This window comes from Anaeromassilibacillus sp. An200 (assembly GCF_002160025.1).
GTDB lineage: Bacteria > Bacillota > Clostridia > Oscillospirales > Acutalibacteraceae > Caccousia > Caccousia stercoris.
Genome location: NZ_NFJU01000020.1, coordinates 12,558 through 26,454, shown reverse-complemented (window position 1 = coordinate 26,454; position 13,897 = coordinate 12,558). Strand labels below are relative to the sequence as shown.

Below are 13,897 nucleotides of genomic sequence, written 5' to 3'. Positions count from 1 at the left end.
CGGCGAAGCATGATAATATAAATATATTCTTGATCCCGTGCGGGCATGAGAAACCCCAAAAGCGGGAAGAAGGGGAGAGCCACATGATAGCAATCATCGACTATGGTGCGGGAAATCTGCAAAGTGTCAGAAAAGCATTTGATTATCTCGGTGTTCCAACGCAGGTGACTTCCGATCCGCAGGTGCTTCTTAACGCGGAGGCGGCGATTCTGCCGGGCGTGGGAGCCTTTGGAGACTCCATGCAGGCGTTGGAATCGGTGGGAATGGTTCAGCCTATCCGTGATTTTGTTGCCTCCAATAGGCCATTTCTGGGAATTTGCCTGGGCATGCAGCTTTTGTTTGAGGGGAGCGAGGAATCCCCCGGCGTGCCGGGCCTGGGTATTCTGAAGGGAACCATTGCGCGTATTCCCGGCGAAAAGGGGCTGAAAATTCCCCATATCGGCTGGAACTCCCTTGCGCTGCGGCAGCGTGGCGGCCTGTTTCAGGGGCTTGAGGAGGAGCCCTATGTCTATTTCGTCCACTCCTATTATCTGCATGCAAGCGATCCGTCCATTGTTTCCGCTCAGACGGAATACGGCGTTGTGATTGATGCTTCGGTTTGCCGGGGATCCTTGCACGCGGTTCAGTTCCATCCGGAAAAGAGCGGAAAAACGGGCCTTGCGATGCTGAAAAATTTTGCCGCGATGCTGTAAAGGAGGAAACGAATATGTATGCAAAACGTATTATTCCCTGCCTTGATGTCAAGGATGGCCGCGTGGTAAAGGGGATGAGCTTTGTCAATCTGAGGGACGCGGGAGATCCGGTGGAAGCCGCCGCCGCTTATGATCAGCAGGGGGCGGACGAGCTGGTTCTTCTGGATATTGTAGCTTCCCATCAGGCGCGCGGAACAATGATCGATATTGTTTCCCGTGTGGCGCAGCAGATTTTTATTCCGTTTACCGTCGGAGGAGGGATCCGTTCCGTCGACGATTTTACGGCATTGCTCCGCGCGGGCGCGGACAAGGTGTCTGTCAATTCCGCCGCGCTGAAAAATCCTGCATTGCTGACGGAGGCAGCCAACAAGTTTGGCAGTCAGTGTGTGGTGTGCGCCATTGACGCCAAGCGCAGGCCGGAAGGCGGCTGGACCATGTATCTGAACGGCGGCCGTATCGACACAGGGCGCGACGCGCTGGAATGGGCGGTGGAAGCCGAGCGGCGCGGAGCGGGGGAGATCCTTCTGACCAGTATGGACTGCGACGGCCAGAAATCGGGTTATGATTTGGAACTGACAGCGGCGGTTTCTGAGCGTGTTGGGATTCCTGTCATCGCATCCGGAGGCGCGGGAAACATGGAGCATTTTGCCGACGCTTTTACGAAGGGAAAGGCGGATGCTGTTCTGGCAGCTTCGCTGTTCCATTTTGGGGAGATTACGATCCCGCAGCTGAAGGAATATCTGGCTGGGAAGGGGATCCCGGTCCGCCGGTAAAGAGAGCCCGGTCTTTTTCCTTTTCTATCCGCATACCTATGTAGCATTTAGGAGGTGTCGGAAATGAAGGGAAGAAGGATAGCGGCCTGTTTTCTGGCGGCGGTGACTGCGCTGATGACGCTTTCCACAAAAGTGACAGCGCTTTCCGCCGAGGAGCTGCCTGCTCCGTCCGCCGTTTTGATGGAAGCGTCCACCGGGAAGGTGCTGTTCGAGAAAAACGCGCATGAACAGCGCCCCTGTGCGTCGATTACCAAGGTGATGACGCTCCTGCTGGTAATGGAGGCACTTGATGAGGGCCGGATCCATCTGGAGGATATGGTAAGCGCCAGCGAACATGCTTCCTCCATGGGAGGCTCCGATATCTGGCTGGAACCGGGAGAAACCATGAGTGTGGATGATCTTCTCAAAGCGACGGTGATTGTGAGCGCCAACGACGCAGCGGTCGCATTGGCTGAGTATGTCTCCGGCAGCGAGGAAGCGTTTGTCCAAAGAATGAACGAGCGTGCCGCAGAGCTGGGAATGAAGGATACGGTCTTTAAAAATTGCAATGGCCTGGACGAAGATGGCCATGTGACAACGGCTTACGATATCGCTCTTATGTCGCGCGCTCTGATACAGCACGAAAAAATTTTTGACTATACGCAGGTTTGGATGGACGAACTGCGCGGAGGAAAAACACAGCTTGTCAACACCAACAAACTCCTGAAAAGCTATTCCGGCATTACCGGCCTGAAAACCGGCACGACAGGAAAGGCGGGCAGCTGTATGGCGGCCACAGCAGAGCGTGACGGGATGGCTCTTGTTGCGGTAGTGCTTGGCTGCGCCAGTACGGAGGAGCGTTTTTCTTCCGCGGCCTCACTGCTGGACGCCGGTTTTTCCGGCTGGGCGCTGACTGCTCCTTCTCTCTCTCCTGACGCCTTGGCGCCGGTCGCTGTGGAGAAGGGAATGCAGAGCACAGTGGCAGTGGAGGCGGATCCCCTGACCGGTGTGGTCGTGCCAAAAGGGCGCGAGGGAGAAGTGGTGTGTGAAGCTGTGATGGAGGAAAGTCTGACGGCGCCGGTGGAGCAGGGGCAGGCTGTGGGCGAGGTGACGTGTGTGCTTGACGGAGAGGTCCTGGCCCGATCGCAGATCCGCGCAGTATCGTCCGTGGAGGCTTTGACCTTTTCTTCCGCCTGGCTTTCTCTTCTCCGTGCCGTCGTTTCCTTTTAATTTTTTCTTACGGAAATGAAAAATTTATAAATTGTAGTCCAATTCCTTGCAAACATGCCTGATTTATTGTAAAATGAAGATACCCTCAGCGAAGCGGTTGGGAGAACCGGTTTTCGCTTTCAGGGGAATGAAGTCCCAAGCAAAGATTAGGAGGAATGAATATGGCGATGAAGGTGGACGTGAAACACCTCTCCGGCTTTTTGAACGATAACGAGTTCCAGGCGATCGCGCCGCAGGTGAAGCTCGCGCACGATACCCTGCATAACGGAACCGGTCTGGGAAATGATTTTATCGGCTGGGTTACTCTGCCGACAGACTATGATAAGGAAGAGTTCGCCCGCATCAAAGCGGCGGCGAAGAAGATTCAGTCCGACACCGATGTGTTTATCGTAATCGGCATCGGCGGCTCTTATCTGGGCGCCCGCGCGGCGATCGAGTTCCTGAAATCTCCCAATTACAATGCCATGAAGAAGGAGACCCCGGATATTTATTTCGCGGGCAACAGCATCAGCTCCTCGTCTCTGGCGGAGCTGGTGGAGATTTGCGAGGGACGCGATGTATCCATCAACATGATTTCCAAATCCGGCACGACGACGGAGCCCGCGATTGCATTCCGCGTTCTGCGTGAGCTGCTGGAGAAAAAATACGGTAAGGAAGAGGCCAGAAAGCGTATTTACTGCACGACGGATAAGGCCAAGGGAACGCTCAAGCAGCTTGCCACCAAGGAGGGCTATGAGACGTTCGTGGTTCCGGACGACGTTGGCGGCCGTTATTCCGTTCTCACCGCTGTGGGACTGCTTCCCATCGCTGTGGCGGGTGCAGACATCGACGCGCTGATGGCGGGTGCGCAGCAGGCGCAGAAGGAGCTTGCCAACCCGGATCTGGAGCAGAACGATTGCTATCGTTATGCTGCGGCACGCAACATCCTGTACCGCAAGGGTAAGGAGACGGAGATCCTCGTCAGCTATGAGCCCTGCTTTACAATGATGAACGAGTGGTGGAAACAGCTCTTCGGCGAGAGCGAGGGCAAGGACAACAAGGGCCTGTTCCCGGCTTCCGTTGTGTTTTCCACGGACCTGCATTCCATGGGCCAGTATATCCAGCAGGGCCGCCGTTCGCTCTTTGAGACGGTTGTGCTGTTTGACAAGGCGAAGAAGGACATTTTCATCGGCAACGATCCGGAGAATGTGGACGGCCTGAATTTCCTGGAAGGAAAATCCATGGCCTACATCAACGAAAAAGCATTTGAGGGTACGGTTCTGGCGCACACCGACGGCGGTGTCCCGAATATTGTCCTGCGTGCTCCCGATTTCTCGGAGCAGACGCTGGGCTATCTGATCTATTTCTTTGAGAAGGCCTGTGCCATTTCCGGATATCTGATGGGTGTCAATCCGTTCGATCAGCCGGGTGTGGAGAGCTACAAGAAAAACATGTTTGCCCTGCTTGGTAAGCCCGGGTATGAGTCCGAGAAGGAAGCCCTGGAAAAGCGTCTCGGCAAATAAGACTAGAAAAACCCTCCGTATTTACTGCGGAAATAAATAAAAAGGGGAGTTTCCAAATGATTACACTGATTGTTGGCAAAAAGGGATCTGGAAAGACAAAGAAGCTGATTGAGCGCGCCAGCCAGGCTGTGAAGAGCACAAACGGCAACGTGATCGTCATCGAAAAGGGTTCCAAACTGACGTATGATCTTCCCCATGAAGCCCGTCTCATTGATACGGACGCTTATAAAGTAGCTGGTGCGGACGCTTTCTTCGGCTTTGTCAGCGGCATCTGCGCGGGCGACTATGATGTGACCGACATTTTCATTGATTCCACCCTGAAGATTATCGGCCAGGATATGAACGTGTTCAAGAGCTTTGCGGAGAAGCTGAACATGCTGGCTGAGAGCTCCAATGTCAAAATTACGCTTTTGGTTTCCGCCGACGCTTCCGAGCTGCCGGAGGGCATGGACTCCCTTGCGGAGAATGTCTGAGGTCTGATGCACCATGACTGCTGCCGGAGAACCACTCCGGCAGCGTCTTTTTGTTCAATATTTTGTAAAGATCTCTCTTGACAAACGATTTTCAACCCGATATAATGTTTAAATGTAGCGCTGAGGTATGGATATGCTGCTTGATTTAAAAAGCCTGTTTTCCGGGGAATCGGATCGCCTTCCGTTTTCCTGTGAGATGGATCTCTCGGAAACGGAATGGAACGGTATTTTCCCCTTTGTCTCTCCTGTTGCGGTGGAGGGGGTAGCCACAGCTTCCTATGGCTCTGTTCAGCTGGAGGCGGAGGTTTCCTTTGATTATGAGGCTCCATGCGACCGATGCACGGCTTCTGTAAAACGGCGGTATCATTACCGGTTTTCCCATCTGCTCTCCGACTCTCAGGAAGAGAAGGATGATGACAGCATACAGGTGGATGAGGAACACACGCTGGATCTGGACGAGCTTCTCCGTTCGGATATTCTGCTGGAGCTTCCTTACAAGTTTTTATGCCGGGAAGAGTGCAAGGGCCTTTGTCCTTCCTGTGGGAAAAACCTGAATGAGGGGCCTTGCGGCTGCAATCTGCATCAGATAGATCCTCGTCTGGAGGTTCTTAGAAAACTGATAGATTAGTTCCAGTTTATAAGGAGGTGCTGACGATGGCGGTACCAAAGAGAAAAACATCCAGTGCAAGACAGAATAAAAGACGCTCCAATGTCTGGAAGCTGAGCGCTCCGGCTCTTGCCAGATGCCCGAAGTGCGGTGAGCTGAAGGCTCCTCACAGAGTCTGCGGCGCTTGCGGCTACTATAACGGCAGGGAAGTCATTAAGAAGGAAGCGTAAGCTTTCTTTTCTATGCGAAAAATGGAGAAGGAGAGATCCTTCTCTATTTTTTTGTCTGCTTCCTGCTTCTGACATTTACAGGTAAGGAGGGATTCCATGTCCGTCACCATTTTTTCCGTGGATCATGATAGTCCGGCAGAACATGCCGGGATCTTGCCGGGCGAAACTCTCTGCTCCATCAATGGAAATGAGATCTGTGATATTCTGGATTATCGTTTTTACGAGACGGAAAAGGAAGTGCTGCTGCTTCTGCGGGATGCACAGGGCGCGGCCCGGGAGATCAAGCTGCGCAAGGGCCAGTATGAGTCCATCGGCCTGCAATTTGAGACTTATCTGATGGATCGGCAGCGCTCCTGCTGGAACAAGTGCGTGTTCTGCTTTATTGATCAGCTTCCCTCCGGGATGCGGGAAAGCCTTTACTTCAAGGATGACGATTCCCGGCTTTCCTTTCTGTTTGGAAACTATATCACGCTGACGAATCTGAGCCAGCGGGAAGCGGATCGCATCATCAAAATGAAGATCAGCCCCATCAATATTTCGGTGCACACGACAAACCCGGAGCTTCGGTGCCGGATGATGGGAAACCGTTTTGCAGGAGATTGCCTGCGCTATCTGTACCAGTTTGCGGAAGCGGGGATCAAGCTGAATTGTCAGCTTGTTCTGTGCCACGGCTGGAACGATGGGGAGGAGCTGGAGCGGACGCTCCGCGATCTGCTTCCTCTTTATCCATCGGTACAGAGTATTGCCCTTGTCCCGCTTGGCGTGACGAAATTCCGCGAAGGATTAACGCCTCTCACCCCATATACGGCGGAAACAGCGCTCGAGGTTGTGCGCACAGCGGAACGCTGGGGAGAGCAGATGCAGAAGCAGCATGGGGAGCGGATCTGCTATGCCGCGGATGAATTTTATCTGAAAGCGGGGCTTCCGATCCCGGACGCCGCCTTCTACGGCGCGTTTGATCAGCTGGAAAACGGTGTGGGATTGATCGCGAATTTCCGTGAAGAATTTCTCTTTGCGCTGGAGGACGTCTCCAGCGATGCAGAAACGCACAGCGGGACGTTGGTTACAGGCGTCTCTTTTGCGCCCTTTTTGGAAGAGCTTCTTGACGGACTGCGAAGAAAATGCCATAATTTAACTTGTAAGGTAGCGGCGATCCGAAATGATTTCTTCGGGGAAAGCATCAATGTGGCCGGTCTGGTGACGGGTGGAGATATCCTCAAACAGCTTCAAGGGAAAGAGCTGGGAGGAAGGCTTCTCGTTCCTGATACCATGCTGCGGCATGAGGGCGATCTGTTCCTGGACAATGTATCCCTGAAGGATTTGGAACGAGAACTGGGCGTCCCGGTGTCCGTTGTCCCGGATGACGGCGGGGAGCTGCTGAAATTGATACTGAGGGAGTGATGCGCAATGGCGAAGCCAGTTGTGGCGATTGTCGGCCGCCCGAATGTGGGAAAGTCGACCCTGTTCAATAAGCTGGTCGGCTCCCGCGTTTCCATCGTGGACGATACGCCAGGTGTGACGCGAGATCGGATTTACGGTCAGTGCGAATGGTGCAGCCGGACGTTTTCTCTTGTGGATACGGGAGGAATCGAGCCAAAGACAAACGACGTGATTTTGGCGCAGATGCGCACGCAGGCCCAGCTTGCCATTGACGCGGCGGATGTGATTATCCTTGTCACAGACCTGCGCACCGGCGTGGTGGCAACGGACAAGGAGATTGCCGCGATGCTCCTCCGAAGCGGCCGTCCTGTTGTGCTCTGCGTCAATAAGTGCGATACGATCGGTGAACCGCCCGCGGAGTTTTATGAATTCTATAACCTCGGCCTGGGTGATCCGGTTGCTGTTTCCTCTGTGCATGGCCACGGGACAGGCGACTTGCTTGACCGTGTGTTTGAATATCTGCCGCAGCAGGACGAAGGGGAAGAGACGGAGGGAGAGGAAATCCGTGTTGCCGTGATCGGTAAGCCGAATGTCGGAAAAAGCTCCCTTATCAACCGGATTTCCGGAGAGGAACGCTGCATTGTTTCCGATATCGCGGGAACCACGCGCGATGCGATTGACACGGCGATTGAAAACAGCTTCGGAAAATTCACCTTCATCGACACCGCTGGTTTGCGGAGAAAGAACAAGGTGGAGGATTCCATCGAGCGTTACAGTGTCCTGCGGGCTCAAATGGCAATCGAAAGAGCCGACGTCTGCGTGATCATGATCGACGCTGCGGTGGGCTTTACGGATCAGGATTCCAAGGTGGCAGGCCTGGCGCACGAAGCGGGAAAGGGCTGCGTCATTGCGGTAAACAAATGGGATGCCGTGGCCAAGGATGATAAGACTATGCAGGAGTACCGCAAAAAGCTGGAGGTAGATTTTTCCTTCATGCCCTATGCGCCGATTGTCTTTCTCTCCGTCAAAACAGGCCAGCGTATTGATCGCCTGTTTGAGCTGATCAAGCTGGCGGCAAATTCCAACTCTATGCGCATTTCCACCGGTATGCTGAACGATGTGCTGGCACAGGCGACCGCCCGTGTTCAGCCGCCGACTGATAAGGGAAAGCGCCTGAAAATTTACTACATGACGCAGGCTTCGGTGCGTCCCCCTACGTTTGTGTTCTTTGTCAACTCGGAAGAGCTGTTCCATTTTTCCTATCAGCGGTATTTGGAAAACCGAATCCGGGAGACGTTTGGCATGGAAGGAACCCCCATCCGCTTTGTCATCCGTGAGCGCGGGGAAAATTCCAAGTAAATTTTCATTACAGGAAGGGCTGGGTGTTTGATTTGTTGAATGTTCTGTTGTATGGTGTGTTAACAGGCGTAATCGCGTATTTGCTGGGAAGCATCAGCTTCTCCATCATTTTCACAAAGCTTTTTTCGCATAAGCAGGATATCCGAACCATGGGAAGCGGAAATGCGGGTGCTACCAACGTTCTCCGCTCCGTCGGCCCGAAGGCCGCCATCTGTACCTTCATTTTTGATTTTGCAAAAGGCATTCTGTCCGTTTTTATCGGCCGCCAGCTGTTTGCCTATATGACGACATTCACCTCGATTGAGGGGATTGGCTCCGGGGAACTGATTCAGTATGGCGCATACATCGCCGGCTTTTGCTGTGCGATGGGACATATTTTCCCGATCTTTTTCGGCTTCAAAGGCGGCAAAGGCGTTCTGACCAGCTGGGCGATCATCGCTTTGATTGACTGGCGCGCGTTTGTGATGGTGATTGTGGTATTTATCATCGTGTTCCTTTTCAGCCGGATCGTCTCCCTTGCTTCGATCTGCGCCGCCGCTTCGTTTCCAGTGTTCACGCTGATTTTCAATTACTTTGTGGACTATCAGCATCAAAGCTCCGCTGCCGGGCCCACCTCGATGCTTTATGTGGTCAGCACGGTGATCATCGCGCTGCTGCAAGCAGGAATCCTCATTTACAAGCACCGCTCCAATATCCAGCGTCTGCTTGCGGGGGAGGAAAAAAAGATTACCGTAAAAAAGAAGAATTGACGGGATAGAAAAACGGATCCGCGCGGTTCACTCGCCGGATCCGTTTTTTCTGTACTATCCATACCAAAAGAAAAAGGATCTCCGAGTTTCCTCAGAGATCCTCATCTTTCATAGGGTTGCGTCTGCCAACTCTTAGACAGCACGGTTGACCTTGCCGGAACGCAAGCAGCGGGTGCAGGCGTAAACGCGCTTCGGAGTGCCGTTCACGATCGCCTTCACGCGTTTGATGTTCGGTTTCCAGGTTCTGTTTGTACGTCTATGGGAATGGGACACCTGGATGCCAAAGGAAACATCCTTGCCACAAATTTCACACTTTGCCATGTCTGCACCTCCTTTGAGGACGATATCATTTAGAAATACAACATTCGTATTTTATCAGCTTTTTAAGAGAAAAGCAAGAGTTTTTTCGATCTTTTTACAGTTTTCTTTGTATATGCAGCTGGAAGGGGGGAGGAATCAAGGAAATCACTTGTTTTTGGATCCTGACTATATTATAATAAATAAATCATCAAGAGGAAAGAATAATTCGGCAAAAGCAGGAAGATTTTCTGCCTTGCGAATGGAAAGGTGCTTGTATGCTGATTGATGCAATCCGCGGCATCATGCGGGGGGAAGGGGTCGACTTTCCCAGCCTGGTGATGCAGCTTCTCGCGACAGTGGCCGTTATTTTTCTGATTCTCCCGCTGCATGAATATGCCCATGGGCTGATTGCCTATAAGCTTGGAGATCCCACCGCGAAGCAGAGCGGCCGTTTGACGCTCAACCCGTTGGCGAGTATCGACAAGGTGGGAACGCTTGGCCTTCTGCTGTTTGGGATTGGCTGGGCTAAGCCTGTTCCCGTCAACCCGAGGTATTTCCGCAATCCGAAGCGTGACATGGCGCTGACAGCGCTGGCCGGGCCGGTGAGCAATATCCTTGCGGGTTTTGTGGGAACTGTGGTGTATTATCTTTTGCTCTGCCTGCCGTTCATTCCCGTGCAGGCGCTTTCGGTGCTGAGCGTCTTTTTCTACTACTATATTTCCATCAATCTGATGTTGGCGGTTTTCAACCTTCTTCCGGCCCCTCCGCTTGACGGCTCCCGGCTGGTTGCCGCCTTTTTGCCGAACCGGATGGTCTATCAGTATTACCGCTATGAGCGGTATGTGGTTTTGGTTTTATTTGTGCTGCTTTTTACCGGGGTGTTGGATCCGGTTCTCTCCTTCCTGCACGGCCATCTGTGGAACGCGGTGATATCGCTTGCTTCCACGCCGTTCCGTGCATTGGGGCTTCTGTAAAGGGGGAATTCTTTGCAAGCGCTGTCCTATCATTTGGAGGCCTTTGACGGCCCTCTGGATTTGCTTCTTCAGCTGTTGGCCAAAAACAAACTGAATATCTGCGACATTTCCATTCTGGCGATTGTGGATCAGTATGTGGAACAGGTCAATGCCATGCGGGAGCGGGATATGGACGTTTCCAGCGAATTCCTGGAAATGGCGGCCCGGCTGATCGAGATGAAATCCGCGTCTCTTCTTCCCAAGCATGAGGAGGCGGAGGAAATCCAGCAGGAGCTGGTTGGCAGGCTGTTGGAATATCAGGCTTGTAAGGAGATGGCAGCCCGGCTGGGCGAGCAGCTTTCCTTTGACAGCTTTGTCCGTCCCCCGGAGGAGAGGGAGCGGGATCGCACGTACCGCCGTTCGCATGATCCGCAGGAGCTTTTGCGGGCATACCTGAACGCGACAGGCAGAGGGAAACGGCGTCTGCTTCCCACGCCCAGTGCGTTTGCAGGTATCGTGGCGCATCGGATCGTCTCAGTTTCTTCTCAGATTGTCTCTGTTCTGCGTAAACTGTGGAAGGGGGACAGGCTTTCTTACTATAGCCTGTTTGAGGGGAAAACGGAGCGTTCCGAGCAGGTGGCTACCTTTCTGGCGGTGCTGGAGCTTGTCAAAGCACATCGGGTGCAAATAGATGGAGCCTTTGGAAATGAGACAGTTCAGATGAGAGGAACGAGAGAAGATTGGAAATCCGAAAAATTCAGGGAGCCATAGAAGCGATTTTGTTTGCCAGCGGGGAGCCTGTGCCGGAGAGCCGCTTTTCAGAAGTTCTTTCCATTGATGCGGAAACCACGCGCAAGGCACTTCAAACCCTGATGGAGCGATATGAGAAGCCATCCAGTGGGATCCGGATTGTGAAAATGGATACCTCTTATCAGATGTGCAGTGCGCCGCAGTTTGCCGATCAGGTGCGGAGCGCTTTGGAACTGCACAGAAATACACCGCTTTCCCAAGCGGCCATGGAGGTTCTGGCGGTTGTGGCATACAACCAACCGGTGACGAAGGCTTTTGTGGATCAGGTGCGCGGTGTAGACTGCGGCGGTGTCATGGCCACGCTTGCGGCCAAGGGGCTGATTGAGGAGCGCGGCCGCCTGGAACTGCCGGGCCGGCCTTTGCTCTATGGAACAACAGAGAATTTTCTGCGCTGTCTGCATATCTCTTCTCTGGATGAGCTTCCGCCTCTCCCGGATGAACCGCAGGACAGCGGAAGTGAAACAGAAGACAAAGCGAACGCAGACGTGTAGAACGGCGAAAGGGGGAAGATAGTGTGCTGATAGCAGCGGGGATTGTGCTGGTTTTGGCCCTGCTCCTTGCAAGCCCTGTGACAGTCAAGGTTCTCTATGAGAACGAATGGGCGGTTACAGTGCGCTATCTGTTCCTTCGTTTTCGCGTTTTCCCTCCAAAAGAGAAACCTTCCGGAAAAAAGGAAAAACCGCACACGGAAAAAAAGAAAGACACGGGGAAGAAATCCCAAAAAGATGAAAAAAAGCAGGGGATTCGGGAGATACTGAAAGGGAAGGATCCGGGGACCGTCCTGAACCTCCTGGTGGAAGCCTCTAAGCTGGCGGCTTCCGTCTTGAAACGCTTTTTTTCTCATGTGACGATCCGGGAGTTTGATCTGCTTTTGGAGATTGCGTCGGAGGATGCGGCGGAAACCGCCGTACAGTATGCGAACGCCTGTGCTGTGGGATATCCGGCGGCCGGTGTTTTGATGCAGGTTTGCCGGTGCCGTCGCTTCGGAATCAGTATTGTTCCGGAGTTTCAGCAGAATAAGCCGCGGGCCTGCCTGCGCTTTAGGGCAGGAATTCCCCTGTTTTTCCTGCTTTGGGAAGCAGTGAGTGCCGCGATCCGCGCAGCAAAGCTGTGGCAGAGGTTCCAGGCGGCGGATAAAAACAAAAAAGCAGAGACTACGCCCTCTGGGGCGAAATCATAACACATCGAAAGAAAGGCTGGACAAAGGTATGAGCGAACATCCGATTGAAGGCATGATGGAAACAACTTTGGAAAAAATCCGCCAAATGGTGGATGTCAACACGGTGATGGGCGATCCCGTCACCACGCCGGACGGTACGGTGATTATCCCGATTTCCAAAATCAGCTATGGCTTTGCGTCCGGCGGCTCCGATTTGCCCTCGAAGGCACACCCGGAGAAGGAGTATTTCGGAGGCGGAGCAGGGGCCGGAGTGACGGTCACACCCTTGGGCTTTCTGACGATCAGCGGCGGAAATGTTCGCTTGCTGCAAATCGATCCCTATAACAGCTCTGCGGATCGGGTAATCGGCATGATTCCTGAAGTGGCCGATAAAATTAACGAATTTTTTGCCGCCCGCAAAGCGGAAAAACAGGAAAAGCTGGAAAAAGAGCCTGAGAAGGATGTGACCCTTGAGGATCCGCAGGTCTGAGATACCGGGATAATCTATCTCTCTGCCGCATATCCATATATCGGCAGGTGATGGAAAATGATCAAAAAAATAATTTGCTGTTTCGGTGCCATTTGTTTGTTGTTGTGGAGCGGCGTTCCGGCACAGGCGCAGGAGAATGTGCCGGAGCCTTCGGTTTCTGCTGCCTCCGCGATTTTGATAGAGGCGGAGACGGGGCGCGTCCTGTTCTCCAAAAATGCGGAGGAACAGCGGGCAATGGCCAGCACCACAAAGATTATGACGGCGCTGCTGACTCTGGAACAGGAGGATCGGGAGGTGGCGATCACCTCCGATATGATCGCGGTGGAGGGTTCCTCTATGGGACTGCGGGACGGCGATCGGCTGACGCTTCATGGCCTTGCCGCGGGCATGCTTTCTGTCTCGGGAAATGACGCAGCTAATGCCGCTGCGATTCTGATCGACGGTTTTCTCTCCGCTTTTGCGGATCGCATGAACCGCAGGGCACAGGAGCTGGGACTGGAGAATACCCACTTTGTCACCCCTTCCGGTCTGGACGCGGAAGGACACTATACGACCGCTTCCGACTTAGCGGCGCTGACTTGTGCCGCGCTCGAAAACGAAGCATTCCGGGAGCTGACCTCCAGCCGCCAGACGAGTGTTTCGTTTCTTGAGCCTGCGGAGACAAGGACCTATCAGAATCACAACAAGCTTTTGACCATGCTGGACGGCTGTATCGGCGTGAAAACAGGTTACACCAAGCAGGCGGGACGCTGTCTGGTTTCCGCCGCGGAGCAAAATGGGATCCGCCTGGTTGCCGTCACGCTGTATGCGCCCGATGACTGGAACGATCATCTGGCCATGATGGAATACGGCTTTTCCCGCGTGGAACGCTTCGGAACGCCAGAGACTCCCTTTTCCGGAAGCCTTCCTGTCACAGGTGGTATGGCGAAGGAGGTGCCGGTGCATGGAGAGCAGGAGACGGGCGCCCCTCTTCTGACACAGGAAGCGGATCGCGTGGTGCGATGTGTGGAGCTTCCCCGTTTTCTGTACGCGCCGGTGCAGGAGGGGGATGCCGTTGGCCGTGTGACTTATTGGCTTGACGGCAATCCGCTGGCGTCGTTCCCTCTGTATGCGGGAGGGGATGTCCCGTGCAGGGAAGCCGAGCCAGGATTTTGGGATAAAATTGCCTCCTTTTTCGGCTGGAAATGAGCGTGGGGATTCCTCACGCGGTT

The 13,897-nt window shown here is 53.6% G+C and carries 17 protein-coding genes; 16 read left to right on the top strand and 1 reads right to left on the bottom strand.

Annotated elements, in window-relative coordinates:
- Positions 1–83: 83 nt before the first annotated feature.
- From hisH to plsY, 10 genes are all read left to right on the top strand, one after another.
- Positions 84–692, top strand: a complete 609-nt coding sequence (gene hisH, locus B5F35_RS10950; protein WP_087240896.1) for an imidazole glycerol phosphate synthase subunit HisH — start codon at positions 84–86, stop codon at positions 690–692.
- A gap of 14 nt (positions 693–706) precedes the next feature.
- Complete coding sequence (hisF, locus tag B5F35_RS10945; protein WP_087240894.1) at positions 707–1,465, top strand: imidazole glycerol phosphate synthase subunit HisF; 759 nt, start codon at positions 707–709, stop codon at positions 1,463–1,465.
- Between the two features lie 63 nt (positions 1,466–1,528).
- Positions 1,529–2,674, top strand: coding sequence for a D-alanyl-D-alanine carboxypeptidase family protein (locus B5F35_RS10940; protein ID WP_087240892.1), 1,146 nt, complete (start codon positions 1,529–1,531; stop codon positions 2,672–2,674).
- A gap of 161 nt (positions 2,675–2,835) precedes the next feature.
- Positions 2,836–4,176 (top strand): glucose-6-phosphate isomerase, encoded by a 1,341-nt coding sequence (locus tag B5F35_RS10935; protein WP_087240890.1) that lies wholly within the window; start codon positions 2,836–2,838, stop codon positions 4,174–4,176.
- 56 nt (positions 4,177–4,232) lie between these two features.
- Positions 4,233–4,649, top strand: a complete 417-nt coding sequence (locus B5F35_RS10930) for a hypothetical protein (RefSeq protein WP_087240887.1) — start codon at positions 4,233–4,235, stop codon at positions 4,647–4,649.
- A gap of 133 nt (positions 4,650–4,782) precedes the next feature.
- The gene (locus B5F35_RS10925; RefSeq protein WP_087240885.1) at positions 4,783–5,277 is read left to right on the top strand and encodes a YceD family protein; all 495 of its coding nucleotides are present in this window, start codon (positions 4,783–4,785) and stop codon (positions 5,275–5,277) included.
- A gap of 26 nt (positions 5,278–5,303) precedes the next feature.
- Positions 5,304–5,486, top strand: a complete 183-nt coding sequence (rpmF, locus tag B5F35_RS10920; protein ID WP_087240883.1) for a 50S ribosomal protein L32 — start codon at positions 5,304–5,306, stop codon at positions 5,484–5,486.
- 96 nt (positions 5,487–5,582) lie between these two features.
- Positions 5,583–6,887, top strand: coding sequence for a DUF512 domain-containing protein (locus B5F35_RS10915; RefSeq protein WP_087240881.1), 1,305 nt, complete (start codon positions 5,583–5,585; stop codon positions 6,885–6,887).
- Between the two features lie 6 nt (positions 6,888–6,893).
- Entirely contained in the window at positions 6,894–8,225 is a 1,332-nt protein-coding gene (gene der, locus B5F35_RS10910) for a ribosome biogenesis GTPase Der (protein WP_087240879.1), read from the top strand.
- A 23-nt stretch (positions 8,226–8,248) separates the two neighbouring features.
- Complete coding sequence (gene plsY / locus B5F35_RS10905) at positions 8,249–8,974, top strand: glycerol-3-phosphate 1-O-acyltransferase PlsY (RefSeq protein WP_087240877.1); 726 nt, start codon at positions 8,249–8,251, stop codon at positions 8,972–8,974.
- Positions 8,975–9,106: 132 nt separating this feature from the next.
- Here the strand turns inward: plsY and rpmB are convergent, their stop codons facing one another.
- Positions 9,107–9,295 carry a 50S ribosomal protein L28 gene (gene rpmB, locus B5F35_RS10900; RefSeq protein ID WP_087240876.1) on the bottom strand — a complete coding sequence of 63 codons (189 nt, stop codon included), beginning with the start codon at positions 9,293–9,295 and terminating at the stop codon, positions 9,107–9,109.
- 254 nt (positions 9,296–9,549) lie between these two features.
- Between rpmB and B5F35_RS10895 the strand changes: the two genes are divergently transcribed.
- The 6 genes from B5F35_RS10895 to B5F35_RS10870 all read left to right on the top strand — a co-directional run bounded on the left by B5F35_RS10895 (position 9,550) and on the right by B5F35_RS10870 (position 13,874).
- A complete protein-coding gene (locus B5F35_RS10895) occupies positions 9,550–10,248 on the top strand; it encodes a site-2 protease family protein (protein WP_164488522.1) in 699 nt (232 codons plus the stop codon).
- A 12-nt stretch (positions 10,249–10,260) separates the two neighbouring features.
- Positions 10,261–10,998, top strand: a complete 738-nt coding sequence (locus B5F35_RS10890; protein WP_087240873.1) for a segregation and condensation protein A — start codon at positions 10,261–10,263, stop codon at positions 10,996–10,998.
- Entirely contained in the window at positions 10,968–11,528 is a 561-nt protein-coding gene (scpB, locus tag B5F35_RS10885) for an SMC-Scp complex subunit ScpB (protein WP_087240871.1), read from the top strand. The genes B5F35_RS10890 and scpB overlap by 31 nt, the downstream gene beginning before the upstream one ends.
- 23 nt (positions 11,529–11,551) lie before the next feature.
- Positions 11,552–12,217: a DUF2953 domain-containing protein gene (locus tag B5F35_RS10880; RefSeq protein WP_087240869.1), complete on the top strand. Its 666-nt coding sequence runs from the start codon at positions 11,552–11,554 to the stop codon at positions 12,215–12,217.
- A 28-nt stretch (positions 12,218–12,245) separates the two neighbouring features.
- Positions 12,246–12,686 carry a GerW family sporulation protein gene (ytfJ, locus tag B5F35_RS10875; RefSeq protein WP_087240867.1) on the top strand — a complete coding sequence of 147 codons (441 nt, stop codon included), beginning with the start codon at positions 12,246–12,248 and terminating at the stop codon, positions 12,684–12,686.
- A gap of 96 nt (positions 12,687–12,782) precedes the next feature.
- Positions 12,783–13,874 (top strand): D-alanyl-D-alanine carboxypeptidase family protein, encoded by a 1,092-nt coding sequence (locus B5F35_RS10870; protein WP_242969492.1) that lies wholly within the window; start codon positions 12,783–12,785, stop codon positions 13,872–13,874.
- The last annotated feature ends 23 nt before the right edge of the window (positions 13,875–13,897 follow it).

Bases quoted from the DNA above. Each gene is read 5' to 3' on its own strand.
- B5F35_RS10915 (WP_087240881.1), top strand. From the start codon at position 5,583: ATGTCCGTCACCATTTTTTCCGTGGATCATGATAGTCCGGCAGAACAT.
- B5F35_RS10940 (WP_087240892.1), top strand. From the start codon at position 1,529: ATGAAGGGAAGAAGGATAGCGGCCTGTTTTCTGGCGGCGGTGACTGCG.
- B5F35_RS10930 (WP_087240887.1), top strand. From the start codon at position 4,233: ATGATTACACTGATTGTTGGCAAAAAGGGATCTGGAAAGACAAAGAAG.
- hisF (WP_087240894.1), top strand. From the start codon at position 707: ATGTATGCAAAACGTATTATTCCCTGCCTTGATGTCAAGGATGGCCGC.
- B5F35_RS10895 (WP_164488522.1), top strand. From the start codon at position 9,550: ATGCTGATTGATGCAATCCGCGGCATCATGCGGGGGGAAGGGGTCGAC.
- der (WP_087240879.1), top strand. From the start codon at position 6,894: ATGGCGAAGCCAGTTGTGGCGATTGTCGGCCGCCCGAATGTGGGAAAG.
- rpmB (WP_087240876.1), bottom strand. From the start codon at position 9,295: ATGGCAAAGTGTGAAATTTGTGGCAAGGATGTTTCCTTTGGCATCCAG.
- B5F35_RS10935 (WP_087240890.1), top strand. From the start codon at position 2,836: ATGGCGATGAAGGTGGACGTGAAACACCTCTCCGGCTTTTTGAACGAT.
- rpmF (WP_087240883.1), top strand. From the start codon at position 5,304: ATGGCGGTACCAAAGAGAAAAACATCCAGTGCAAGACAGAATAAAAGA.
- B5F35_RS10925 (WP_087240885.1), top strand. From the start codon at position 4,783: ATGCTGCTTGATTTAAAAAGCCTGTTTTCCGGGGAATCGGATCGCCTT.
- ytfJ (WP_087240867.1), top strand. From the start codon at position 12,246: ATGAGCGAACATCCGATTGAAGGCATGATGGAAACAACTTTGGAAAAA.
- hisH (WP_087240896.1), top strand. From the start codon at position 84: ATGATAGCAATCATCGACTATGGTGCGGGAAATCTGCAAAGTGTCAGA.